The following is a 23,221-nucleotide window of genomic DNA, read 5'->3' on the forward strand; positions in this document are numbered from 1 at the left end:
CTTCAGACCTTCGGCAGTTCCAACCAGAAAATGGCTCCTTGGCCCTGGCCGCTCTCCACGCCCACGGAGCCGCCCATGGCTTCGGCCATGCGCTTCACCAGGGAGAGCCCCAGTCCTACTGACGCCTCTCCGGCGGTAGGCTGGGCGCTGAGGCGGGCGTACTCGCAGAAGACCCGGTCCATGTCCTCGGGAGTGAGGCCGGGCCCCTGATCCTGCACCGAGACCCGCCACCACAGCTCCGAGCCCTCCAGTCGAAGGGTGACGGTGGTTCCGGGGGTTGAGAACTTGGTGGCGTTGCTGAGGAAGTTGTCGAGGATCTGGCCCACCTGAGCGGCATCGCCCTTGGCCAGGGCGGGGCCGGGTGACTGCAGGGCCAGGGCGATGCCTTTGCGCTCGGCAGCTTTGCGGGCTCGCTCAAGGGCGCCTGCAAGGATGGCGGCGAGGTCCAATTCGCTCATCTCGGGCGCGGCGGCATGGCCCGCCTCGATGGCGTGGACATCCAGCAGGCGCTGGATGAGGCTTCGCATGGTTTCGCCCAAGGCCCGGATGGCTCCCACGGTTTTCCTGCCTTCTGGATTCTGCACATCCTCTTCCAGGAGTTCGCAATTGAGGAGGATTCCGGAAAGCGGGTTGCGGAGATCGTGGGCGGCGAGCCCGATGATTCGATTCTTGGCGTCGTTCAGTTCGTAGAGGCGGCGGTTCACCAGCTCGAGGTCCCGCTCTCGAGAGCGCAATCCCTCCGTGGCTTGCGCCACAGCGAGGCTCAATTCCCGGTTGCGCTGGTTGATGCGGCGCATGCGCCAACGGACGGCCAGCCACAAGCAGCCCAGCGCCAGCAGGCCCCACAGCGCGTAGGCGAGGGGATGCTGGTACCACGGGGGCCGCACGTGGATTTCCAGGCTTCGACTGGGCCCGGTCTGGCCCAGGAAGGACACCATCCGCACCTCGTAGGTGTGGTGCCCTGGGGAAATCTCCGGGAATTGCAGCGCCGTGCCCGCCAGGGCGGCCCAGGTACCGCCCGGTTCCCGGAATTCGAATTGGGCCCCTTCTCCCCGCACCGCACCAGGGAATCCCAGTTCCCAGACCACAGATCCCTGGCCGTGGCCAATGGTCAGGACTGGCTCCGGGCCGGGCCGCACCCAGGCCCCGCAGCGGGCTTCCAGCAACAGAGGCGCCGCCAGCGGAGGGAGGGTGGATACCTTGTCAGCCCTGATCTCGCCAAGGCCGAGGGCCGTGCCCACCCAGATGCGGTCTCCTTCCAGCAGCAGGGCATTCTGATTGGTGTCTTCGGCGGGCAGTCCCAGATCGCTGCCGAACCGCTGCAGTTGCCAAGGGCTTCCCGAAGCGCGAACCACGCCCCGGTCTGTGTTGAGCCAGATGGCGCCCGCCGCATCCTGGCGCACGGCATACAGGGTGCCGATGCCTGGCAGGGCCTCCGGGCCCAGGAGGGTGCGCAGCGTCCAGCCTGAGGCGCTCCGCTCCAGGCCAAAGACTGTCGGAGGATTGAACTGCACGGCCAGCCCCTGCGTCGGAGTGGGGAAGGTGAGATCCACCAACCGTCGCCCCTGCATCGGGATTTCCTCCCAGGTGCTGCCGACTCGGCAGAACACCCGATGTTCATGGATCAGCCATGGGCGACCCTGCTCATCCATGAGGAGCCCTGGATTCCCGCCTGCCGGGGCCTGCAGAGCTTCCCAGCCCCAGACCCAGTGCCGGGCCTTCCAGGTGGCCACGGCCAGCCGACCTTCTGGATCCACCACCCACAGGTGATCGCCCTGGATCACCGGGCCCCGCACGACATCCATGCCACTTGGCTCCAATGCGATGACCAGCACTCTGGCTTGAAGGGTGCGGGGATCCACCCGTAGCAGCCTGCCCCGGCTCCGCAGGTACATGCAGCCATCGGGTCCCGGCTCCAGGCCATGGGCGGAGGGCGTGTTCGGCACGGACCGCCAGCCCTGGCCGTCCTGGCGGAAAAGCCCCGCCTCCGAGGTCACCCAGAGGGCACCGGAGGGATCCCTCTTGATGTTCCAGATTTCCTTGGCCGGCGGAAAGCCGGGTCCGGCGTGGGCCGAGACCAGGCCAGGCACGGGGATCCTCACGAGGTCCGTCCGCGCGATCCAAAGGTTGCCCTCCGCATCCAGGCAACGGGCCTCGGCCCCATACAGGCTCAGGTCTCGCGGCATGGGAAGGCTGATCAGGGTTCCGGCTCGCCCACAGTGCGCTTGGCCATCCTGCAGAATCCAAATCCGCCCGTCGCGGAGGCTGGTCATGCGGTTGCCATCTCCGGCGGGTGTGAAATCCAGCGTCCGCCAGCCCAGGCCGCCCGGCGGAAGATGGCACAACCGACGATTGGTCAGGAGGTAGAGATGCCCCTCGGCATCACAGCGCAGGGGCCCCTGCACACGTTCGGCGCCGATCAGTTCCAGCGTGGGCAGGGCCGCCCACCCCTGGCCATCCTCCCGCCAACAGCGCCCCCCGCGGTTCGCCACCAGGCGATTTCCCTGCCAGGCCAGGCTGGGGGAACCTTCGGCCTCATCACCGGGAAGGGCCAGGGGTTCCGGCGTTCCGCCGGGCGATAAGCGAAAAGCCCGCCCCGAGGCCACCACCGCCAGGGTTCCGTCGGGCCGTCCAAAGAGCCCCTCGGTCCGGCGGCGGCTCTTCACGGCGCGATCCCGAATGCTGGTATCCACCCGCCAGGCTCCGTGCTCCCAGCAACCCAGGCCCGCGATGGACAGCACCCAGATGCGGCCATGGCCATCCTGGGCCATGTCACCAATGCTTCTCCCCTTGAGTGCCTCGGGAAGCTCCACCTTCAGGAAGCGGAGGCCGTCGCCCAGGAAGAGGCCCCCCAGGTCTGTGGCCACCCAAAGGCGGCCCTCGGCATCTTCGACCACGGATCGGGGATAGGCGCCTGTGAAGCCGCTTCGCGGCGTGAGAATCTGCGCCGAGGGAAGGCCCTTCGGAGACGGCGCTTCCCCCGCCCAGGCCAAGCCCAGGAGCAGCATCAAACCGATGGGACGGAGGTCCATTTCACCTCCGGGGTGTGGGTGGGGAATCCCGGTATCTGCCTATCGGGGGGTGTCCGAACAGGCATGAGGAAAGGCCGGCGGGTTCCTGCCGCGGGTGGAGGCTGGGAACACGAAGGGGGCGCGGCCACATGGCTGACTTTGCCGGGCACCGCTTCCAGGGGCCCTTCTGCGCTAACGTGGTTGAGGCTCCGGTATTGATGCCAGAGCTGAACCTGCTTTGAAGCCAACCCCGTGCGAGAAACCCCGGCGAGCCCTTCTTTCCGCGACTGAGCCAGTACCAGCGTAAAGTGCCCGAAGCCTTTGCTTCGCGGCATGAGGGATCCTTACTCTTGGACGCGTCATGCCCCATCAGCACCTGATCGACATCTTCCGGCAGCATGCGCGGGACTGGGCGGATCAGCCCGCCCAGCGGGTAAAGGTGGAGGGCGCCTGGCGGGACACGTCCTGGGCTGAACTGGGCGGGGCCATGGATGCCGTGGCCCGGGGCCTCATCCGTCTGGGCCATCAGCCTGGCGACATGGTGGGCCTCTGCGCTCGCAACATGCCGGAATGGACCCAGGCCGACCTGGGCATCCTCGCGGCCCGGGGCGTCACTGTGCCGCTGTATCCCAACAGCACGCCGGATCAGGCGCAGTTCATCCTGCGGGATGCGGGCATCCGGATCCTCTTCGCGGGAGAGCAGCCAGAAGCTGATCTGGGGCTGCGCTTCCTGGCCTCCGGCGACATCGACCACCTGATCGCCCTGGACCCGGCTGTGGATCTCCATGGCCACCCAGCGGCCATGACCTTCGAGGCTCTGCTGGCCCTGGATGCGGATGGTTCCTGCGGGGAAGCCTTGGCGGAAAGGGCCGCCAACCGCCGCATGGATGATCTGCTGACCCTGGTCTACACCTCGGGCACCACGGGCGAACCCAAGGGCGTGATGCTGGATCACGCGAACCTCTCCGAGGCCATGCACCTTCATGATCTGCGCCTGAAGCTGGAGCGGGGCGATGTCTCCCTGGCCATGCTGCCTCTCTGCCATATCTTCGAGCGGGCCTGGACCTTCTACGTGCTCTACCGCGGCGCGGTGAACGTCTACCTGCGGGATCCGCAAACCGTCATCCAGATCATCGGCGAAGTGAAGCCCACGCACATGTGCGCGGTGCCGCGGGTGTACGAAAAGGCCTTTGCCGGCATCCATGGCCGCATCGCCAAGGCTGGCTGGCCCGTGCGGCGCCTCTTCCGCTGGGCCATGGGCGTGGGCACCGAGGTGGTGAAGCTCCGTCTGGCGGGGCGCAAGCCCACGGGCTGGCTGGCCCTGAAGCACCGTCTGGCGGAGCGGTTGATCTTCCGGAAGCTGCGCGATCTGTTTGGCGGTCGCTGTCGCTTCTTCCCCGTGGCGGGGGCGGCCCTGGCCGATGACGTCAACGTGTTCTTCCAGGCCATCGGACTCAACCTGAAGTACGGCTACGGGTTGTCCGAAACCTGCGCCACGGTCTCCTGCTATCCCGATGACACGCTGCCCATCGGGACTTTGGGGCAGCCGCTCGAAGGGCTGGAAGTGAAGCTGGGCGAGGACAACGAGATCCTCGTGAAGGGGCCCACGGTCATGCGGGGCTACTGGAACCGCCCGGAGGAGACGGCCAAGGCCATGACGACCGATGGATTTCTCCGCACCGGGGATGCGGGATCCATGGATGCGCGCGGCAACCTCGTTTTCATCGAACGCATCAAGGAGCTGATGAAGACCTCCAACGGGAAGTACATTGCCCCTCAGAGGGTGGAGGGAACCCTCGGCAAGGATGCCTTCATCGATCAGATCGCCATCATCGCGGATTCCCGGAACTTCGTGTCCGCCCTGATCGTGCCCCACTTCGAGGGGCTGGAGGAGCACGCCCGGTCCATCGGACTGAAATACCGCACGCTGGCGGATCTGGTGGAGCACAGCAAGGTCGTGGAGTTCTTCGAGAGCCGCATCCAGCATCTGCAGAAGGAGCTGGCCCACTTCGAGCAGGTGAAGAAATTCACCCTGCTGAAGCGGCCCTTCTCCATGGAGATGGGCGAGCTGACGCCCACCCTGAAGCTGCGCCGCAAATCCATCGAGGCCGCGTTCAAGGCCGAGATCGAAGCCATGTACCGCAGTGCGAAAGCCTGATCTCCTTCGCTGAGGGAGAGGATCCGGCACCATGCAAAATTCCTGTTGGGATGTCTACGAAAATTATCGTATCATGACCAAACCCCAACCAGGAGCATTCATGACAGCCATTCTGAGGCGCATCCTGTTCGTGACCATTCCGCTTCTGCTCGTGGCCCCTTGGCTCTGGGCGGGAGATGTCCAGGCGCCGGTGGCCAAGCAGGTGGAGGCCTACCTGCGGAGCGAAATGCACGAGCGCCGCATCCCGGGGCTACAAGTGGCCGTGGTGCAACACGGAAAGATCGTGCAGTTGGGTGCCTACGGCCTGGCCAACCTCCAGCACCAGGTAGCCGTCACCGACCACACGGTCTTCTCCATCAACTCGGCCACCAAGGCTTTCACGGGCGTGGCCATGATGCAGCTGGCCGAGGAAGGGAAGGTGGATCTCGATGCGCCGGTATCCCGATACCTTGAGGGCCTTCCCGCACCTTGGCAGCCGGTCACCCTCCGGCAGCTGCTGACCCATGTCTCGGGCATTCCCAACATCGTGAATCAGCGCACGTCGAATCTGACGCGGGAGGGAGGCGATGAGGCCGCTTGGGCCCACATCCAAACCGTACCCGTGGAATTCCCCGCGGGTACCCGGTTCAGCTACAACCAGACAAACTATCTCCTGCTGGGGAAGATCATCGACAAGCTCAGCGGCATGCCTTTCACAAAGTTCATCACGAAACGGCAGTTCAAAGTGGCGGGTATGGCAGGCAGCGGGTTTGGTGATTCCCGCGATGTCATTCCGCAGAAGGCCGATGCCTACCGAGTGCGGCCCGGTGGTGGATGGGGCACCGTCTATGAAGAATTCCCCGCCTTCCTGCGCACAGGCGCGGGCTTGAACAGCACCGCCGAGGAGGTGGCCCGATGGATCCTCGCCCTACGGCAGGGCCAGTTGTTCAGGCAGGCTTCCAGCTTGAAGGCGCTCTGGACTCCGGGCCAGTTCAAGGATGGCACGCCAGCCCCCTGGGCTCTCGGGTGGCCGACCATCCGGCGCCCCCAGCATCGGGCCGTGGCGGGAATCGGTGGTGCCCGGTCGGCGTTCTACGTGTACCCCGAAGATGATTTGGCCGTGGTGATCCTCAGCAACCTGTCCGGCGGATCGCCGGAAGAATTGATCGATACGGTAGCCGGGTTCTACCTTCCGGCATTGCGTGAGGTGAACGGCAGCGGCTTCGCCCTTTATGAATTGCGCACTCGGCTGGAGCAGCGCGGATTCGGGCAGGCTGCCCAGTTGGTGCGCGAGGCTAGGCAGAAGGATCCGAATTACCAGTTGGGAGAGAACGACCTCATCGCCTGGGCCTACCGCCTGCTTGAACGGCGCCAGACCGCTGAAGCCATCCACATCTTCCAATTGGCCGCCAGCCTCCATCCCGCCAGTTCGAATGCCTACGACAGCCTGGCGGAGGCCTATGAAGCTGCATCGGACAAGGCCTCGGCGCTATCGAACTATCGGCGTTCCCTGGAGCTGGATCCGAAAAACGAGCACGCCATCGAGCGAATCAAGGCGCTGCAGTCAGTCACCGGTGGGTCTCCGTCCAAGTGAGGAGCGGCTCAGCCCTAGCGGAACTCCCCGAACCGGATGAGCTGCAGCACAGGCTGCCTCGCCTCCCGGGAGGCGGCGAGGTCCACTTCCACTTCCAGGGCCCAGTCGTTCAGTTCAGCCCGGTCCACCAGCATCTGCTGCACCACGAGGGTGCCCGCATCGTCAGCCTTGGGCTGGACGTAGGTGTGGCGGAGGTTGCGGCCTTCAGGATCGAAGCGTGGGCCTTCGTGAGTGGCGGCGTACGACGCGGTAAGGGCTTTAAGACGGTCGGAGGTCCACGGTTCGCCTTCACCATCACAGGGCTCGCTCCCCGCACCAGTAGCTTCCTGCAGCACACCCATGGCCTCCTCCCAGTCCTGGGCGTGGAGGGCGTGGAGCAGGGCGAAGAGGCGGGCTCGGATGGCGGCGGTGAAGGCCTTGCGGTCGCGGGTGATGTCCCGGGCTGCTTCTTCGGCGCCGGGCATGGCCAGGGCCTCCTCTCTGCGCTCGAAGGCGGGGTTCTGCATCTGTTCCCAGGCATCCAGCAGGCTGGAATCCACCTGACGCAGCATGGCGGCGAGGTAGGCCTCCATCTCGCGGACTTCGTCGGTTTTCGCGGCGTCGGGCACGGTCCTGGCCAGCACCTTGAACGTGCTGTTGATGTGCCGCAGCAGCAGGCCCTCCGCCCGCTGCAGCTCGTAGGTGCGCACGTAGTCGGCGAAGCTCAGGTAGCTCTCGAACATCTCGCGCACGATGGATTTGGGGCGGATGTTTTCCTGGCCCACCCAGGGATGCTTGTCGGCGAATTCGTTGAAGGTGGCATAGATGAAATCCCGTAGCGGCTTGGGGTATTCCAGCTTCTCCAGTTCCTCCATGCGCTGCTCGTATTCGATGCCCGCCAGTTTCATCTCAGCGACAGCCTGGCCCTTCAGCTTGTGGAGCTGGCTGCGCAGGATGAAATCGGGATCCTCCAGGATGCTTTCCACCAGGGTGATGAGATCCAGGGCGTACTCCGGCGATTGGGGATCCAGCAGCGGCAAGGTGTCCAGCAGGTAGAGGCTGAGGGTCTCGTCCATGCCGAAATCCGCCTGGAGATCAGCATTCACCCGCACTTTTCGTCCTGCTTCGTCAGGCGCCTGGAACTCGACGATGCCGCGCACCACCAGGGTTTTGAAGAGCTGCCAGCCGCGCCGGAAATGCACTGCCTTCTGGAATGCCGTTTCATGGCAGTCGTGAATGAGCCGACGCATGGCTTGGCACCCATCGCCCCGGCGGCTCAGCACGTTCAGCAACATGCCGTGGCTGACCTGGAAGCGGCTGACGAGGCGCTCGGGGGCCGCAGCCTGCAGCTTCTCGAAGGTGGTCTTGTCCCAGTGGGCGTAGTTGCGCTCCGGGGCCGGGCGCTTGACGAACTTCTTCCCGGGCTTCTGCGACAGGCGCATGTTCTCGATGACATGCTCAGGGGCCTGGGCCACCACGTACCCCACGCGATCGAAGCCCTTGCGGCCGGCGCGGCCCGAGATCTGGTGGAAGTCGCGGGCCGAGAGAATGCTCGTCTTCTGGCCGCCGTACTTGCAGAGCTTGGTGAAGAGCACCGTGCGGATGGGCACGTTGATGCCCACGCCCAGGGTGTCGGTGCCGCAGATGACCTTGAGCAGACCCTTCTGGGCCAGGCGCTCCACCAGGATGCGGTACTTGGGCAGCAGGCCCGCGTGGTGCAGGCCGATGCCCTGGCGCAGCCAGCGCTTGAGGTCGGGGCCATAGGGGCTGTTGAATTTGAAGTCGCCGATCTCCGCGGCTAGGGCCGTCTTCTCGTCGCGGGTGCTCACGTTGAGGCTCGTCACATCCTGGGCGCTGGTGGCGGCTTCGGCCTGGGTGAAATGCACCAGGTAGACCGGCCCCTTGCCTTCCAGGAGCAGGTTCTCCAGGGTGCTGGAGAGGGGCAGTTCTGCGTAGGTGAACTCCAGCGGCACTGGCCGGTCCGTGGCCTTCACGGCCACCGTGGGCAGGCCGTTGAGGCGGGTGAGTTCGGTCTCAAAGAAACTGGTGTCACCCAGCGTGGCGCTCATGAGCAGGAAGCGGGTCTGCGGCATGGCCAGCAGGGGCACCTGCCAGGCGAAGCCCCTATCCCGGTCGGCGTAGTAGTGGAACTCGTCCATCACCACATCCTGGATATCTGCCTCGGCACCTTCGCAGAGGGCCATGTTGGCCAGGATTTCCGCTGTGCAGCAGAGGATCGGTGCGCCGCGGTTGACGGTGGCATCCCCCGTGGACAGGCCCACATTCTCGGGGCCGAACTCGCGGCAGAGGGCCATCCACTTTTCGTTCACCAGGGCTTTGATGGGGCAGGTGTAGATGGAGCGCCGCCCCGCAGCCAGGGCGCCGAAATGCATGGCCGAGGCCACCAGGGATTTGCCCGACCCCGTGGGCGTGTTCAAGATGACGTTCTTCCCCTCGAAGAGTTCGAGGATGGCCTCCTCCTGGGCCGGATAGAGGCTCAGTCCCTTGGCATCGGCGTAGGCCAGGAAGGCGCCAAGAAGGTCATCAGGGCTGGTACTGCCATCGGCGGGCAAATGGGCGATGAGGCTGGACGTCATGCAAAGGCTCCAGAGCCATCATCGCAGGTGCGGCGGTGGATCTAGGGTTCCGGGCTGACGGCGACCTCCACCAGGTGCAGCAGCTCTTCCACCACCTCGCGGCGGGTGGAGTCCAGCTCGTAGAGGCCTGAGACCTTCTTGCGGGCGGCGGCCACGTCGCCGCAGGCCTTGCCGCGGGCGATGAGCTCCTTGCAGCGCTCGGGCATGGGCCCCCAGCTGCCGCATTCCACGAACCGCTCGCTGAGGAAGATGAACTTGGGAATGGCCTCTCCGCCGTTGGTGAGGAAGCGCACGAACACATGGGGATGCTGCTCGCGACTGATGTAGCGCACCTTCAGGGCAGGGCCCGCCTCGGCCATGCGTTCTAGCACGGGGGCGTGGCGCACCACATCGCCGCACCAATCCTCGGCGATGGCCACCACATGCACGGGCCGGGGCAGGGCGGCCAGATAGGCGGCGACGGGCTTGTCTAGATTCAGAGCCAGTCGCTGGGCTTCGATCTTGTCCCGCTGATCGCCTGATTCCGCAGCATCAAGCCAAGCCTGGTAGCCCAGCCCGGAATCGAAGATGGCCTTCCAGTCAATAACAGGCAGCGTGGCGGGGCGGGGCATGGGACCTCCAGGGGAAGGGACGCGACTCTCGTTCCGCATCCTACACCTGGCGGCAGGCAGTACCCCGGGTTCATGGCGCGCCATCATGAGCCGATAACTGGGCATTCACCTGATCCCAGCGAGGCCCCATGATCCTCAACCGACGCCATCACCCGCGCATCATGCTGTCTATGGCCCTGAAAGCGACGTTCCAGTTGGAAAGCGGCGCGAGCGTCGAGGCACACATCGATTCCATCGGGCTCGGCGGCCTGGGCGGCTGGCTGGATGACCGCCACCAGCCTGATTTCGGTCCGGAGACAAGGATTCGGAACCTTCATTTGGACCATGCGGCCTTCCCATCGCCAGTTCCCGATCTGCGGGTGGTCTTCAACACCCAGAAGGGACAGGGCTCCAGGCCGGGGCTCATGATGTTCGGGGCCCAGTTTCTTGAGCCTTCGCCCCGATTCCAGAGTGCTCTGAAAGATTTCTTGGAGCTGGCGAATCTGGACTGAAGGACCGCTTGCGGGGCTGCTTGCCTCGCGGCGCTGGGCCTAGGCCAGGGTCATACCTTCCAAACTTGGCTTTTGCTTCACCTTACCGAAAAGGAGGGAAACAAGCTGCTGGAGGCAAGCATGCGCGGTTCTTGGTTTGACAACTTGATGATCAGGCGCAAGCTCCTGCTGACTTTCGGCTGTCTCATCTTTCTGCTGGTCGCCGTGGGCGGAGCAGGTCTCGTGGCCCTGTGGAAGGCTCAGGCCGCCTCCAAGGCGGCCTACGAAGAGAATTTCCTCCCTGTGTCCGCTCTGGCTGAGGCGAATGCCACTCGGCTGAGAATGCAATTTCGAGCGGCCCAGCATGTGGTAAGCCTCAGCGAGGCCGATATGGCCGCGGCTGAAGCAGCCATCAAGGAGTTGGATGCTGCGTTCCAGAAACAGATCGTGCCCTTTGAGAAGGCCATCTCAACGGATGTCGAGCGAGAGGTCTTCCCAAAATTCAAGAGCACCTATGGCCGTCTTATCACCATGCTGAATGCAGAACTTCTTCCTGCCTCACGAAGTGGTCAGAAAGCGAAGGCAGCTGAACTGCTTTCATCACAGCTGGTGCCGCTCAGCCAGGAGATGAATGGGTTCGAGACGAAACTGCGCGGCGCGAACTTGAAAGAAGCCGAAGACCAGGTCGAGGCGACGGCTCGAAACTTCAGCCTAACGCTTACGGTCATGATCGTTCTCGGCGTGACTTCGTTTCTTTTCGCGATCTGGCTCGGATGTTGATCTTCCGAAGCATTGCAGGTCCCCTGCACGCCTTTAGCGAAGTGCTCGAGACCATCGCCCAGGGCGATCTGCGGGCCCGCTGCGCCATCAGCACCAAAGAGGAATTTGGTGCCATGGCGGCGTCCCTGAATACCATGGGCGAAAGGCTTCAGGGCACGGTGAAAACCATTGCCAGCGCAGTGGACCAAGTGGCCAGCGGCTCCCATGAACTGTCGGCGGCTGCTGATGAGATGGCGCGCACCACGGCTTCCATCGCCCAGAGCTCCAGCATCCAGAAGGAGGGCTCCGAGCGCATGGCGGCGGCCATCACGGAGCTTAGCGCCAGTATTTCCGAAGTGGCCACCGGGGCCACCCAGAGCCAGCGCCAGCTGCAGGAGACCGAGCATGCCACGGATCATGGTGTGACCTCCGGCGCTTCCACCACTCAGGCCATGGCGGACATCACCCGCACGGCCACTGACATTTCCCGGGCGGTGACGGTCATCCAGGAGATCGCGCGCCAGACCAACCTGCTGAGCCTCAACGCCGCCATCGAGGCCGCGAAGGCTGGGGCCATGGGCAAGGGCTTCGCCGTGGTGGCCGAGGAAGTGCGGAAACTGGCCGAACGCTCCGGGGCCGCCGCCAAGGAGATCGGGGGTCTGCTCCAGGAGGCCCAGGATGCCGTGGCCAAAGGCGACACCACCGTGGCCAGCACCGTGCAAGCCCTGGAGACCATCCAGCGCAACTTGCATGGGTTCGGGCAGGTGGTAAGGCACATCACCCAAGCGACCTTGGAACAGAACCGCACGGGCGAGGAGGCGGCCCGGCAAGTGGAGGCCGGGGTTTCCGAGGCCATGCAGACGGCTTCCGCGGCCACTCAGCTTTCCGCCACCACGGATGAGATCGCCCGCACAGCGCAGAGCCTGGCCCAGCTTTCCCAAAACCTGGCGGCCCAGACCGCAGGGTTCAAGGTCTGATCAGGCGGTCCACCGGTAGACAGCCACCTCATCACCGGGCGTCAGTTCCATGGTTTTCTGGAACTGGAAGCGCAGGGCCTCCAGCAATCGGATGGAGCCCGCATTTCCGGGCGAAACGATGGCCAGCACGGATTGCAGCCCCTTATCATCGCGGCCCCAGGCCAGACAGGCTTCCGCGGCTTCCCGGGCATAGCCCAGGCCCCAGAATTCGGGGCAGAAGGCATAACCCAGATCCACTTCCGGCAAGCTGTCGCGCTTGATGAGGCCGCACATGCCCATGGGCTTGCCCGTGGTCCCGTGCTGCACCATCCACAAGCCGTGGCCATGGGTGGCGTAGCTGGCCAGGGGGCCATCGGTCAGATAGGCCTCGGCCTGCGCCAAGGTGCGCACGCCCTTGTCGGCGATGTTGTCGATGAAGGAGGGCTCGTTCAGCAGCCGCAGGATGAAGGGGGCATCCTCCAGGGTGAAGGGGCGGATGAGCAGCCGTTCCGTCGACAGGGGCGTCATGCGTCCAGGATCGCCGGAGAACGGCCCCTTGCCAACCGTTGCGCACTTGGAGGTGCCTGTTGGGCAGTGGGGCTAGAGTGGAGAGGTCACCCAGGAGTTCCCATGACCCTCGCCAAAGCCTATGCCGCCTTCGCCGCCAACACGCCCCTGGGGCCCTACGAGGTCGAGCGCCGAGCGGTCGGCCCCCAGGATGTCCAGATCGAGATCGCCTACTGCGGCATCTGCCACTCCGACCTGCATCAGGTCCGCGACGAATGGAAGGGCGCCAAGTTCCCCATGGTGCCCGGCCACGAAATTGTCGGCAGAGTCACCGCCGTGGGCGCCGAGGTGAAGCGCTTCCAGGTGGGCGACCTCGCAGGCGTGGGCTGCCTCGTGGACAGCTGCCGCACCTGTCCCAGCTGCCAGCGCAACCTCGAGCAGTTCTGCCAGAAAGGCGCCGCCTTCACCTACAACAGCACCGAGATGGACCGGAAGACGCTCACCTACGGCGGCTACTCCTCCAGCGTGGTGGTGACCGAGGCCTTTGTCCTGAAGGTGTCGCCCAAACTGGATCTGGCGGCGACGGCGCCGCTGCTTTGCGCGGGCATTACCACCTACTCGCCCCTGCGCCACTGGAACACCAAGAAGGGCGACAAGGTGGGCGTGGTGGGTCTGGGTGGCCTGGGCCACATGGCCGTCAAGCTGGCCGCGGCCATGGGCGCCGAGGTCACCATGCTCAGCACCTCCAAGGCCAAGGAGGAGGATGCCCGCAAACTGGGGGCCCACCACTTCGGCCTCACGTCCGATCCCGTCACTTTCAAGAAGCTGGCGGGCCAGTTCGATCTCATCATCGACACCATTTCTGCGCCCCACGACTACAACAAGTATCTGGGCCTGCTCCGCATCGAGGGGGCCATGGTGCTGCTGGGCGTTCCACCCGAGCCCACGCCGGTGGCCGCTGGATCGCTGATCTTCGGCCGCAAGACGCTCAGCGGCTCGCTCATCGGTGGCATCGAGGAGACCCAGGAGATGCTGGATTTCTGCGCCGAGCACAACATCGTTTCCGAGATCGAGCTCATCCCCGTGCAGCAGGTCAACGAAGCCTACGAGCGCATGCTCAAGAACGATGTGCGTTATCGCTTCGTGCTGGACATGAAGACGCTTTAGGTCAGTCCGCCACCACCCGATTGCGGCCGCCCGCCTTGGCGCGATAGAGGCGGGCGTCCGCCAATTGGAACAGGGCCGCGAGGTCGGAATCCGTTTCCGCGGTGCTGGCCACGCCGATGCTGATGGTCACGGAGATGATCCGGCCCTCCCAGGAGACCTCCATGGCCTCCACAGCCTGGCGGATGCGCTCGGCCACGGGCGCCGCGAATGATTGGTGGGTATCCGGAAGGAGCACGGTCAGTTCTTCGCCCCCGTGGCGCCCAGCGCCATCCCGTTCCCGCAGATGCTGGTGGAGCAGGTCTCCGAGGGATTCCAGCACCAGGTCGCCAGCGCCATGGCCATAGGTGTCGTTGACCCGCTTGAAATGGTCCACGTCCAGCATGAGCAGGGAGGTGAACTGCCCCTGCGTGCGCGCCCGCGCCAGCACTCGCGTGGCGTAGGCCTCGAAGCCTCGGCGGTTGGACAGGCCTGTCAGCAGGTCTGATTGAGCGAAGCGCTGCTGCCGCGCTTCCAGGCGCTGAGCCAGCACCAGGGCCAGGCCCAGTCCCATGAAGGCGTAGAGAATCAAGCCTGCCACGAGCATGGGCAGGCTGATGGACAGCACATCCAAGGGCCCAACTCCGGTGGGCATCCGATAGAGCTTCAGACTCTGGCTGAGTTCGGCCAGGCCGAACCCCAGGAATACGGCCGCGCAGAGCCAGCGGGGGCCGACCCAGACCTCGTCGCGGGATTTCCGGCTGAATTCCCAGGCCACGGCCAATGCCGTGACGCCCAGCAGCAGGCTGGCCAGGGCGAGCCGGGCCTGGGTGTTCTCCTGCAGGAAGGTGATCCGGAGAAAGGCGAAGCCAACCAGGGCGCCCGCCGCCAGCGGATACCAGAAGCTAACCCTGCGGCCGTAGAACAGTCGAACGGCGAGGAAGAGGTGGCAGGTTCCGCCGAGGAGCAGGGCGTTGCCCAGGCCGATGACGAGGGTTGCTGGAAGGATGTTCCGGAACACCAGGGCCAGACCTGCGCCCAGCGTCTGGCTGAGGATGGCGAACCCTGCATGCTTGATGCCCCGCTCCTGCGGGTGTCCCAGGGCCAGGAAAAGCAGCGCGGCTGCGGCCTGGGCCATGAGGAACACCAGCACAATGGCAAGCGTCAGGGGGTCGATGGACACGGCATCTCCGGGAACCAAGGGACTGATCGGCTCGAAGGCGGAAGGGGATGATTATGTCCAGCCGAGGGATCTACAGATCTTCTGGCGCCAGCAGTGCCTTGGTCATCTGCACGAGGTGCAGGGGCCGCAGAGCCTTCTCTGGGCGCGGGAAGGGCAGGATGGCCACGGGCGTGAAGCCCAGTCTGAGGTAGAAGGGGAACAGATCCTTGCGCAGGTTGACCACGGAGATGTCCAGGAAGCGGCAGTCCTCCTGTCGGCAGCGCTCCTCTGCGGCGAGCACCAGTGCCTTGGCCAGGCCCTGACCCTGGAACGCCGGGTCCACGGAGAGCGTGCCCAGGTACCCCCGGTCGGCCTCGATGGAGAGGTAGGCCAGGGCGCTCAAGGTGCCCATCTGGCCCGGCACATCAATCACCAGGAAGCGCCCAGTGCGCATGCGGGAGGCCACATCCGGGGTGTCGGTGCGGTCGCCGCGCAGGCAGAACTGCTCGACCACGTAAGCCTGGTTGGTCACCCGGACAATCTCAGCCACATCCACGGCGGAGGCGACGCGGATGGGAGGGATGGCATCAAGCGATGAGCTGCTCATGGAAGCGTCCCAGGCGATTGGGCAGGAGATGTCAGCGCATTGTGGCAGCAGTCCCGGCCTGTGGGTATGACCGGAATGGGGGGAATCGGCGCTCAGTGGATAGAGATGTGGATGAAGACGGTATCGTCTGGCCCATAGGATTCAAAATCCGTCTGGAACTGCCGCCTGGGGGCTTCCGGGTTCTCAAAGTAGGACCAGACCCGGGCCCAGGTGTCCATGACCGCCTGGGGCAGGGGACCGCGGCCCTCGAACACCAGGTACCGCCCCGCGGCGACGGTGACCGAATCGAAGGCCGGCTGGGCGTGCGGGACTGTCACGCCCACCGTGATTTGGTAGGAGCCACGATGATCGGATTCATAAGCGGAATACACGCCGTGGATGGCTGGAGATGCGCCACCCAGCTTCCCGGCGAGGTCCTCGGCCATGAAACGCTCCCAGAGGCCGGGGATGCGTGCGGCGGCGAGATCAGCTTCCTCCGCATTATTCGTCCGCAGGCTGTGGCCGGACACGGTGAAGGGTTCGAGCAGGACGCTTCGGGGTTCCATGGAGGGGCTCCTCGAGTGGGACTTAGCCCGTGGGGCCGGGCCTCTTGGGCGGGAAGGTCTCGTCCAGGGCGCTGAGATCCAGGTGCTCGAGGCTCAGGGTGGGGGGCGCAGCCACGTAGACGTCCGGCGCTTCCTCCTGCAGGTGGCGGCGGGTGCGGTCCATGAGCGATTCGACTTCCCGGAGGAATTTCAGCCGCTCCATCTTGAGGCTGCGCAGCTGGACTTCCATCTCCACCACGTGCTGCTGGGCCTCGCGGATGATCTCTTCGGCCTTGAACTGGGCCTCGCGAAGGATCAGTTCTTTTTCGCGGTTGGCCCCATCCAGCACGTCCTCGCGGGTGCGCTGGGCCTGGAGCAGGGTCTCGCGGAAGATGCGATCCTGATCCTGGTATTGGCGCAGACGCTCACGGCTGTCGAGGATTTCCTCCTTGAGCTTCTGGTTTTCGGCCAGGACTTCCTCCCATTCCCCGGCGATCTCGTGGAGGAAGGTGCGGACCTCGGCTTCTTCGAGGCCCCGGAAGGCCTTCTCGAATTCCCGGCGTTGGATGTCGAGGGGGGTGTATTTCATGGATGCGCCTCACTGGCTCAGGAAACGAGGGCCCGGAGGAAGACCCGCTGGATGACGCCGAGCAGCAGCACGGCGATGAGGATGTCGAAGCTGAAACCGCCGATGGGGGGGACGATGGCCCGGATGGGGTGGAGGATCGGATCGGTGATCGAGTGGAGCAGCCGGATCCAGCGGTTCCGGGGATCGATGGGGAACCAGGAGAGGATGGCCACCGCCAGCAGGAGGTAGATGAGGACATCCAGGGCGTGGTAGGCGATGGTGAAGAGAAGAGGCATGGGCATGATCCTGGGAACCCGATCATCATAGCGGGGAGGGAACCCAATCCATGCGCATAGGCATCTCCTGCTACAGCACCTTCGGCGGCTCGGGCGTCGTGGCCACGGAAGTGGGCAAGGCCCTGGCCGCCCGCGGCCACGAGATCCACATCCTCAGCCCGAGCCTTCCCCCCCGGCTGGTGGGCTTCGAGGACCGCATCAATTTCCACGAGGTGCGGGCCAGCCCCTACCCCCTGTTCGAGGACGCCCCCTATTCCATCGCCCTGGGCTCGAAGATGGCGGATGTGGCTGAACACTACGGCCTGGATATCCTCCATGCGCACTATGCGATTCCTCACGCCATGGCGGCGCTGCTGGCGCGCATGGCCATCCCCAGCCTGAAAGTCGTGACGACCCTCCATGGCACGGATATCACGGTGGTGGGCAGCGATCCCAGCTACCTGCCCATGGTGAAAATGGCCATCCGGGAAAGCGACGGCGTCACCGCGGTTTCAGAGTATCTGCGCCAGGAGACCATCCGCACCTTTGAGGTGGATTCCCGCATCGATGTCATCGGCAATTTCGTAGAGCCCCCCGGGCAGGAGCGCCCGGATTGCCGTGCCTGGCTGGCCCCCAAGGCCGCCTTCGTGATGACCCACATCTCCAATTTCCGCCCCGTGAAGCGGGTCATGGATGTGCTCAAGGTCTTCGAGCAGGTGCGCCAGGAGGTGCCCACCCGCCTGGTGATGGTGGGCGATGGCCCGGATCGCATGGAGGCCGAGGCCTTCTGCCGCGATAAGGGCTTCGCTTCCGAAGTGCGCTTCACGGGCAAGCAACTGGATATCGGCACCGTGCTGGCCTGCTCGGATCTCTTCATTTTGCCCAGCGCCACGGAGAGCTTTGGTCTGGCCGCCCTGGAGGCCATGGCCCATCGCGTGCCGGTGATCGCCAGCCGCGTGGGTGGCCTGCCCGAGGTGGTGCGCCACGGGGTGGATGGTTACCTCGAAGAATTGGGTGATGTGGAGGCCATGGCTGCCGATGCGGTGCGGCTGCTGCGGGATGAAGATCTCCGCCTGAGCATGGGCCAGGCTGCGCGCGAACGGGCCCTGGGCACCTTCGCGGAAGGCCCCATCGTGGATCAGTACGAGGCCCTGTACCGGAGGGTGTTGGGCCAGGCGTGATGGGCGGGCTATAGCCTCGGGTTGGATTGTCAATTCCGAGCAGCGGCGGCCGATGAGTAGGATCTTAAGGAGTGTGCGTGAAGGCCTTGCGGATCCTGCTCGTGGTTATGGCCGCATGGGTGGCCTGGGCAGGCGAGGGCTGGCGCAGGCCGTTCGCCCTCTACGGGCCGGACCAGGGCCTGCCCAGCGGCGGCATCATGTGCATCGCCCAGGATGCCGATGGCTTCATTTGGCTGGGAACGGAGCATGGCCTGCTGCGCTACGAGGGTGGCCGTTGTTCCCGGTGGACGCGGGACCAGGGTCTTCCTTCCGATCATGTGGAGCACCTCTTCGCCTTGAAGGATGGCGGGCTCTGGGTATCCACGGCCCAGGGTCTGGTCCGCTTCCGGAATGGGCAGGTGGAGCCGACGCGATTTGCGGGAGAGGAGGGTTTCCCGGGCCTTCGCGCCATGGCCGAGGATCCCTTCGGGCGCCTCTGGGTGGCCACGCGGAAGGGCCTGTTTCTTCAGTCCCAGGGCCTGGATTTCGTCCGGCACCCGCGGGCCCCGGCCGGGGAGGCGCTCGCACTGGCCAATGGAAGAGCTGGAACGATGCTGGTGGGCACCGATCTGGGGTTGACCTCCTTCACGCCCTACGGCATCGGGGAAACCTGGACCGAGGCCCAGGGGCTTCCCAAAGGCGGGGCGGCCTTGGTGGGAGAAGATGGAACCGGCCGGTTGTGGGTCTGTTCCGGCCGTACGCTGGTGGTGAAAGAAGCAGGGGCGGCCCGATTCAGCGATCAGTCCCGCCTCATGAAGGCTGCAGCGACGCCGTTCGGTGCCTTCTTCAAGGACCGCGATGGCGCTCTGTGGCTTTCCACGCTGAAGGGGGCCTTGCGCTTGAATGGCACTGAGGCCAGCCTGCTGGATGAATCCGCCGGTCTGCCCATGCGCTGGGTCGGCGAGGTGTTTCGCGACAGGGAGGACGGCCTGTGGATTCTGGGTACCACCATCGCCCGCCTCCAGGGAGAGGATCGTGTGTGGAACCATCCCCTGTCGACGGGATCTTCCGGTGAACTGGTCTGGTCCATCCTGCGGCACCCTCAGGGCGATCTCCTGGTGGGCACGGATGATGGTGTGATCCGGATGATGGCCTCCGGCAACCGGAGGATCCCGGGAACAGAGGGATGTCGGATCAACGGAATGACCGTGGACCGTTCCGGAGTGCTGTGGATGGTGGGCGCCACGGGCCCCGCCCTATGGCTTAGACCCGACGAGGGCAGGGCCAGGGTGGCGCCCCTCGGGGCCCTCGGCACAGGCCTGAACTCCGTGATGACCGATGCTTCAGGACAAGTCTGGGCGGGCCACGTCCGTCAAGGCATCCTTCGCTGGAACCCGGGCGAAAAGCGCCTGATCCAGGTGGTTGGCCCCGATGGAAAGCGGGCCAAGACCCTATGCGCCTTTCAGATCCGGGAGGATGCCTCGGGCCGCCTTTGGGTGGCCAGCACCCTGGGCCTCCACCTTCGCGAAAAGGGCGGTGGCTGGCGCCTGTTCACCGAACAGGATGGCCTCCTCCCCTTCGGCCTTCATGGGTTAGCCTTCCTGCCGGATGGCAGTGCCTGGATTCATCCCATCGAGCCTCAAGGGATCATGCGGATTCGCATCGACCGGGACAAAGTAACGGTTCTGGATCGGCGTCACGCGGGGCAGGGCCTCAGTTCGGATCTGGTCTATGCGGTGGGAGTGGATCCCCTTGGCCGCACCTGGGTGACCACGGACCAGGGGTTTGATTGCCTCGACACCCAGGTCCACGTGGGCCGCCGCCAGGGGATCATCTCGGAGGACTGTAACCTGCTGGCCCTGCTGCCGGAGCGGGATCGCATCTGGGTGGGGACTTCCGCCGGATTGGTTCGGTATGAAGCCCATGTGGACGAGCCCAAGCTCGTGGGCCCTGTGCCGCACATCTTGCAGGTGACCCTCGGGGATCGGCTCATCGAGGGGCCTGCCACCAGTCTTGGTTCCATCCAGCCCGAGCAGGCCACCCTGGGTTTCCGCGTGGCCGTGCCCACGTATCAGCACGAAGGCCAACTGAAACTCCAGGTGCGCATGGTGGGGCTGCAGGAGAGCTGGAGGGATTTGGAAGCCCCCGTGACCCGCTACTCGCACCTGCCGGGAGCCTCCTACCGTTTCGAGGCCCGCGCGGCCCAGCCCAACGGCAGCTTCGGCCCGCCCGTCAGCCTCTCCTTTAAGGTGCTGCCCGCCTGGTGGGGCACCTGGTGGGCGCGTTCCCTCTGGGGCCTGGCTGGCCTGGGCTTCATCCTGCTGATCGTCCGCCTCAGGGTGGCGAAGCTGGCGCGGAGAAAAGCGGAACTGGAAATACAAGTGGAGGAACGGACCTGGGAACTGCAGAACCGGAACCAGGAACTCACCGATGCCTTGGGAAAGGTGAAGCAGCTGTCGGGCCTGCTGCCCATTTGCGCGTCCTGCAAAAAAATTCGGGATGACCGCGGCTATTGGAACCAACTGGAGCACTACTTCAGCGAACACACCGAAGTGGGTTTCTCGCACGGGATCTGTCCGGAATGCGCGGATACGTTGTATCCGGGTGCCCGCAGCCGGAGGGCGCGGCAATCCTCCGAGCCAGAGCGGTGAGGGGGCGAATTCGTAGGCCTTCCAGGTGTCCAGCCCCATCGATCTATTCGATTCAAAGGTATAAAAAATAACACTTTGTAGCCTTTGATTACTTTTTGCGACACTTGCAGCCATTCAGGACTAGGCTGATCGTTCTTCTCTGCATCCCTGGAGGCGCGCGTGTCGAGGCAGTGGAAGTCATCCTTCTGCTCTCAGGATCCCCAAATCGATGAGGATCACCAGGCGCTGTTCAAACTCCTGGACCGGCTGGCCACCCATCGCCGGGAATCGGATATCGAGGATTTGAACGGGCTGCTGGACCAGTTGCTGGAGCACACCTTTTCCCATTTCTTCAGGGAAGAGGCGGCCATGCGTGTCCAGGGCTATCCGAAACTGGCGCGGCATGCCGAGCAGCATGAGGTCATGCGGAAGGCCCTGATCGAATCCCTGCGCACCGTGACGAAAGGCCAGCTGGCCCTGCCCACCTTCATCCAACACCTGAAGGACAGCTTCATCTATCACTTTGAAACCGATGACATGACCTTCGTGACTTGGCAGAAGGCGCAGCAGACACCGGCAAAAGGAAACGACCTGCCCATCCAGGCTGGTCGGCACCCCAGGCCAGGGCCGGTGCCGACGTATTCCCTAGGACCCGGCTGCTGAACGCAGCTTAGAGATGCGCCTTGTTCTCCAGGGCGAATTTCAGCAGGCTATAGCTGCCATGAATGCCCAACTTGGAGCTGATGTGGGCCCGGTGGTTCTCCACGGTTCGTTGGCTGATGGAGAAAGCCTCGGCAATCTCCTTGCTCGTTTTCGATTCGGCGATGAGCTTCAGGATCTTTCGCTCCGTGGGGGAGATGCCATTGGGCAGTGTCTGGCGGAGGGGCACCGCTGGTTGGGACCGCCGCGCCACCATGAGGTCCATCAAGAGGGGGCTGATGAAATGGCGCCCGGCCACCACGGTTTCAATGGCGGCCACCACATCGTTCACGGCGGATTCTTTCGAGACATAACCCATGACGCCCAGATCCATGGCGGCATTGAAGGTTTCCTCATCGTCGTACATGGTCAGAAAAATCACATCGGTGGCCAGGTTGCGCTGGCGCAGTTCCCGCGCGACCTGCAGGCCGCTGAGCCTGGGCATGCGGATGTCCATCACGGCGAGGGCGGGCTTTTCCGCCTCGATGGCCCGAAGCGCCGCCTCGCCATCGGAGGCCTCAGCCACCAGCTGCAGGGTGGGCACTTCTTCCAGGGTTCGCCGGATGCCGGCCAGAAACAGCGGATGGTCGTCGGCGATGAGGACCGTGACTTGATTAGGCTCCATGCAGGCCTTCCTTGATGGGCAGGATGACGGAAAGGGTGGTGCCCAAACCGGGATCGGACTTCAGTTCGAACTCTCCCCCCATCATATTCGCCCGTTCCGCCATGATCATGAGGCCGAAACTGGCGTGGCGTTCGGCGCCGCGGGTCAGAGCCTCGACCTCGAATCCGCAGCCGTCATCCACCACGCGGAGCAGCACGCTGTGGCCCGTCCGCCGCAGCACAACGGTGACCGCCTTGGCGTCGGCGTGCTTCACGACATTGTTCAGGCTTTCCTGGGCGATGCGATAGAGATTGATCTCAGCATCTTTGGCCAACAGCCGATCCACGGGCTCGATATCCATCGTGGCCGCCAGTTGAGAGCTGCGGGCCAGGCGGCGGACCATGGATTCGATGCTCTTGCTCAGGCCCAACTCGTCGATGAGGTGCGGCCGAAGGCTGTGCGAGATCTCCCGCACATCCTGAAGGGCTTCGGTCACCAGCGCGAGGGCTTCGTCCAGGTCCACTGCGGACTCTCCCTGCTGGGCTGCCCGGGAGGCGAGCAGCATGTGGTTTTTCACCAGCAGCAGCTTCTGGCCCAGGTGGTCGTGGAGTTCAGCCGCGATTCGCTTGCGCTCCAGTTCCTGCGAATCGATGAGCTGCCGCGCGAATTTCTGGTGGACCAGGCTTTCCCGGACGGCCTCCTCCATTTTCTTATGGGAGGTGATATCCCGGCTCACGCCCACCAGGCCGATGACTTCTCCCTCCAGATTGCGCAGGGGAACCGTGGTGGTCAGGTGCCAGCCCCAGGTGCCGGTCTGAGGGTAGTAGTTGGGCTCTTCCCGGCTGATGAGCGGGGTGCCGGAAGCCATGACCCGCTGCTCGTCCTCGTAGAACTGCCGGGCCAAGGCCTCAGGGAAGAAATCGAAATCGCTTTTGCCGTTCACCTGCTCGGAAGTCATGCCCAGGTTTTGGGCCACGGCCGCGTTGTTGACCACGAAACGGCTCTGGCGGTCTTTCACATAGATGTAGTCAGGCACGATGTCGATGACGGTGCGGAGCAGGCGTCGCTCCGAGCCCTGGTCCTCCGCCTCCGGCCGGTGTTGGCCAGGGGCGTCAGTCGGCGCAGAGGAGGGATTCAGGTCAGGCACGGCGGCTCCAGGCGGAGATCGTGGGTGGGGCGTCCCATTCTCACAGCCAGAAGGGCCAAGCTCCAGCCCAACCATGGGCAG

The 23,221-nt window shown here is 64.5% G+C and carries 20 protein-coding genes; 9 read left to right on the plus strand and 11 right to left on the minus strand.

Translation table 11 applies throughout. The features are described from left to right. Positions 1–2: 2 nt before the first annotated feature. Positions 3–3,032: an ATP-binding protein gene (locus tag Q9293_RS08910; RefSeq protein ID WP_306252173.1), complete on the minus strand. Its 3,030-nt coding sequence runs from the start codon at positions 3,030–3,032 to the stop codon at positions 3–5. A gap of 340 nt (positions 3,033–3,372) precedes the next feature. Here Q9293_RS08910 and Q9293_RS08915 point away from each other — a divergent pair, with 340 nt between their 5' ends. Then, entirely contained in the window at positions 3,373–5,169 is a 1,797-nt protein-coding gene (locus Q9293_RS08915) for a long-chain fatty acid--CoA ligase (RefSeq protein WP_306252175.1), read from the plus strand. Positions 5,170–5,269: 100 nt separating this feature from the next. Beyond that, on the plus strand, positions 5,270–6,742 hold the full coding sequence (locus tag Q9293_RS08920) for a serine hydrolase (RefSeq protein ID WP_306252178.1): 1,473 nt from the start codon (positions 5,270–5,272) through the stop codon (positions 6,740–6,742). Positions 6,743–6,756: 14 nt separating this feature from the next. Here Q9293_RS08920 and Q9293_RS08925 read toward each other — a convergent pair whose 3' ends face one another. Together Q9293_RS08925 and Q9293_RS08930 are read right to left on the minus strand one after the other, a co-directional pair. Continuing rightward, positions 6,757–9,318: an RNA helicase gene (locus Q9293_RS08925; protein ID WP_306252180.1), complete on the minus strand. Its 2,562-nt coding sequence runs from the start codon at positions 9,316–9,318 to the stop codon at positions 6,757–6,759. A 41-nt stretch (positions 9,319–9,359) separates the two neighbouring features. Further along, positions 9,360–9,929: a thioredoxin family protein gene (locus Q9293_RS08930; RefSeq protein ID WP_306252182.1), complete on the minus strand. Its 570-nt coding sequence runs from the start codon at positions 9,927–9,929 to the stop codon at positions 9,360–9,362. Positions 9,930–10,057: 128 nt separating this feature from the next. Here Q9293_RS08930 and Q9293_RS08935 point away from each other — a divergent pair, with 128 nt between their 5' ends. The 3 genes from Q9293_RS08935 to Q9293_RS08945 all read left to right on the plus strand — a co-directional run bounded on the left by Q9293_RS08935 (position 10,058) and on the right by Q9293_RS08945 (position 12,135). After that, on the plus strand, positions 10,058–10,420 hold the full coding sequence (locus Q9293_RS08935; RefSeq protein ID WP_306252184.1) for a hypothetical protein: 363 nt from the start codon (positions 10,058–10,060) through the stop codon (positions 10,418–10,420). A 120-nt stretch (positions 10,421–10,540) separates the two neighbouring features. Further along, positions 10,541–11,179 (plus strand): MCP four helix bundle domain-containing protein, encoded by a 639-nt coding sequence (locus tag Q9293_RS08940; protein ID WP_306252186.1) that lies wholly within the window; start codon positions 10,541–10,543, stop codon positions 11,177–11,179. Then, complete coding sequence (locus Q9293_RS08945) at positions 11,173–12,135, plus strand: methyl-accepting chemotaxis protein (protein ID WP_306252189.1); 963 nt, start codon at positions 11,173–11,175, stop codon at positions 12,133–12,135. The genes Q9293_RS08940 and Q9293_RS08945 overlap by 7 nt, the downstream gene beginning before the upstream one ends. Here Q9293_RS08945 and Q9293_RS08950 read toward each other — a convergent pair whose 3' ends face one another. After that, positions 12,136–12,642, minus strand: coding sequence for a GNAT family N-acetyltransferase (locus Q9293_RS08950; protein WP_306252191.1), 507 nt, complete (start codon positions 12,640–12,642; stop codon positions 12,136–12,138). It lies immediately after the preceding gene. Between the two features lie 102 nt (positions 12,643–12,744). Here Q9293_RS08950 and Q9293_RS08955 point away from each other — a divergent pair, with 102 nt between their 5' ends. Next, positions 12,745–13,788 (plus strand): NAD(P)-dependent alcohol dehydrogenase, encoded by a 1,044-nt coding sequence (locus Q9293_RS08955; RefSeq protein WP_306252192.1) that lies wholly within the window; start codon positions 12,745–12,747, stop codon positions 13,786–13,788. 1 nt (position 13,789) lies between these two features. On the opposite strand, the gene Q9293_RS08960 is transcribed toward Q9293_RS08955, so the two are convergent. The 5 genes from Q9293_RS08960 to Q9293_RS08980 all read right to left on the minus strand — a co-directional run bounded on the left by Q9293_RS08960 (position 13,790) and on the right by Q9293_RS08980 (position 16,921). Further along, positions 13,790–14,947 (minus strand): GGDEF domain-containing protein, encoded by a 1,158-nt coding sequence (locus Q9293_RS08960; RefSeq protein ID WP_306252194.1) that lies wholly within the window; start codon positions 14,945–14,947, stop codon positions 13,790–13,792. A gap of 70 nt (positions 14,948–15,017) precedes the next feature. Beyond that, positions 15,018–15,533, minus strand: coding sequence for a GNAT family N-acetyltransferase (locus tag Q9293_RS08965; RefSeq protein ID WP_306252196.1), 516 nt, complete (start codon positions 15,531–15,533; stop codon positions 15,018–15,020). A 92-nt stretch (positions 15,534–15,625) separates the two neighbouring features. After that, positions 15,626–16,078, minus strand: coding sequence for a GyrI-like domain-containing protein (locus Q9293_RS08970; protein ID WP_306252198.1), 453 nt, complete (start codon positions 16,076–16,078; stop codon positions 15,626–15,628). Positions 16,079–16,100: 22 nt separating this feature from the next. Next, complete coding sequence (locus Q9293_RS08975) at positions 16,101–16,646, minus strand: DivIVA domain-containing protein (RefSeq protein ID WP_306252201.1); 546 nt, start codon at positions 16,644–16,646, stop codon at positions 16,101–16,103. 17 nt (positions 16,647–16,663) lie between these two features. Then, positions 16,664–16,921, minus strand: coding sequence for a YggT family protein (locus Q9293_RS08980; protein ID WP_306252204.1), 258 nt, complete (start codon positions 16,919–16,921; stop codon positions 16,664–16,666). Between the two features lie 50 nt (positions 16,922–16,971). Here Q9293_RS08980 and bshA point away from each other — a divergent pair, with 50 nt between their 5' ends. From bshA to Q9293_RS08995, 3 genes are all read left to right on the plus strand, one after another. Then, entirely contained in the window at positions 16,972–18,081 is a 1,110-nt protein-coding gene (bshA, locus tag Q9293_RS08985) for an N-acetyl-alpha-D-glucosaminyl L-malate synthase BshA (RefSeq protein WP_306252206.1), read from the plus strand. A 77-nt stretch (positions 18,082–18,158) separates the two neighbouring features. Beyond that, positions 18,159–20,711 carry a two-component regulator propeller domain-containing protein gene (locus Q9293_RS08990; RefSeq protein ID WP_306252208.1) on the plus strand — a complete coding sequence of 851 codons (2,553 nt, stop codon included), beginning with the start codon at positions 18,159–18,161 and terminating at the stop codon, positions 20,709–20,711. A 159-nt stretch (positions 20,712–20,870) separates the two neighbouring features. Beyond that, positions 20,871–21,353, plus strand: a complete 483-nt coding sequence (locus Q9293_RS08995; protein WP_306252210.1) for a bacteriohemerythrin — start codon at positions 20,871–20,873, stop codon at positions 21,351–21,353. A gap of 7 nt (positions 21,354–21,360) precedes the next feature. Here Q9293_RS08995 and Q9293_RS09000 read toward each other — a convergent pair whose 3' ends face one another. Together Q9293_RS09000 and Q9293_RS09005 are read right to left on the minus strand one after the other, a co-directional pair. Next, on the minus strand, positions 21,361–22,014 hold the full coding sequence (locus Q9293_RS09000; RefSeq protein ID WP_306252212.1) for a response regulator transcription factor: 654 nt from the start codon (positions 22,012–22,014) through the stop codon (positions 21,361–21,363). Further along, the gene (locus tag Q9293_RS09005; RefSeq protein ID WP_306252215.1) at positions 22,004–23,140 is read right to left on the minus strand and encodes a PAS domain-containing protein; all 1,137 of its coding nucleotides are present in this window, start codon (positions 23,138–23,140) and stop codon (positions 22,004–22,006) included. The genes Q9293_RS09000 and Q9293_RS09005 overlap by 11 nt, the downstream gene beginning before the upstream one ends. Between the last annotated feature and the right edge of the window lie 81 nt (positions 23,141–23,221).

Source organism: Geothrix sp. PMB-07 (assembly GCF_030758935.1).
Taxonomy (GTDB): domain Bacteria; phylum Acidobacteriota; class Holophagae; order Holophagales; family Holophagaceae; genus Geothrix.

Excerpts from the sequence above, each read along its gene's own strand:
- Q9293_RS08910 (WP_306252173.1), bottom strand. The coding sequence starts at position 3,032 with ATGGACCTCCGTCCCATCGGTTTGATGCTGCTCCTGGGCTTGGCCTGG.
- Q9293_RS08915 (WP_306252175.1), top strand. The coding sequence starts at position 3,373 with ATGCCCCATCAGCACCTGATCGACATCTTCCGGCAGCATGCGCGGGAC.
- Q9293_RS08920 (WP_306252178.1), top strand. The coding sequence starts at position 5,270 with ATGACAGCCATTCTGAGGCGCATCCTGTTCGTGACCATTCCGCTTCTG.
- Q9293_RS08925 (WP_306252180.1), bottom strand. The coding sequence starts at position 9,318 with ATGACGTCCAGCCTCATCGCCCATTTGCCCGCCGATGGCAGTACCAGC.
- Q9293_RS08930 (WP_306252182.1), bottom strand. The coding sequence starts at position 9,929 with ATGCCCCGCCCCGCCACGCTGCCTGTTATTGACTGGAAGGCCATCTTC.
- Q9293_RS08935 (WP_306252184.1), top strand. The coding sequence starts at position 10,058 with ATGATCCTCAACCGACGCCATCACCCGCGCATCATGCTGTCTATGGCC.
- Q9293_RS08940 (WP_306252186.1), top strand. The coding sequence starts at position 10,541 with ATGCGCGGTTCTTGGTTTGACAACTTGATGATCAGGCGCAAGCTCCTG.
- Q9293_RS08945 (WP_306252189.1), top strand. The coding sequence starts at position 11,173 with ATGTTGATCTTCCGAAGCATTGCAGGTCCCCTGCACGCCTTTAGCGAA.
- Q9293_RS08950 (WP_306252191.1), bottom strand. The coding sequence starts at position 12,642 with ATGACGCCCCTGTCGACGGAACGGCTGCTCATCCGCCCCTTCACCCTG.
- Q9293_RS08955 (WP_306252192.1), top strand. The coding sequence starts at position 12,745 with ATGACCCTCGCCAAAGCCTATGCCGCCTTCGCCGCCAACACGCCCCTG.
- Q9293_RS08965 (WP_306252196.1), bottom strand. The coding sequence starts at position 15,533 with ATGAGCAGCTCATCGCTTGATGCCATCCCTCCCATCCGCGTCGCCTCC.
- Q9293_RS08970 (WP_306252198.1), bottom strand. The coding sequence starts at position 16,078 with ATGGAACCCCGAAGCGTCCTGCTCGAACCCTTCACCGTGTCCGGCCAC.
- Q9293_RS08975 (WP_306252201.1), bottom strand. The coding sequence starts at position 16,646 with ATGAAATACACCCCCCTCGACATCCAACGCCGGGAATTCGAGAAGGCC.
- Q9293_RS08980 (WP_306252204.1), bottom strand. The coding sequence starts at position 16,921 with ATGCCTCTTCTCTTCACCATCGCCTACCACGCCCTGGATGTCCTCATC.
- bshA (WP_306252206.1), top strand. The coding sequence starts at position 16,972 with ATGCGCATAGGCATCTCCTGCTACAGCACCTTCGGCGGCTCGGGCGTC.
- Q9293_RS09000 (WP_306252212.1), bottom strand. The coding sequence starts at position 22,014 with ATGGAGCCTAATCAAGTCACGGTCCTCATCGCCGACGACCATCCGCTG.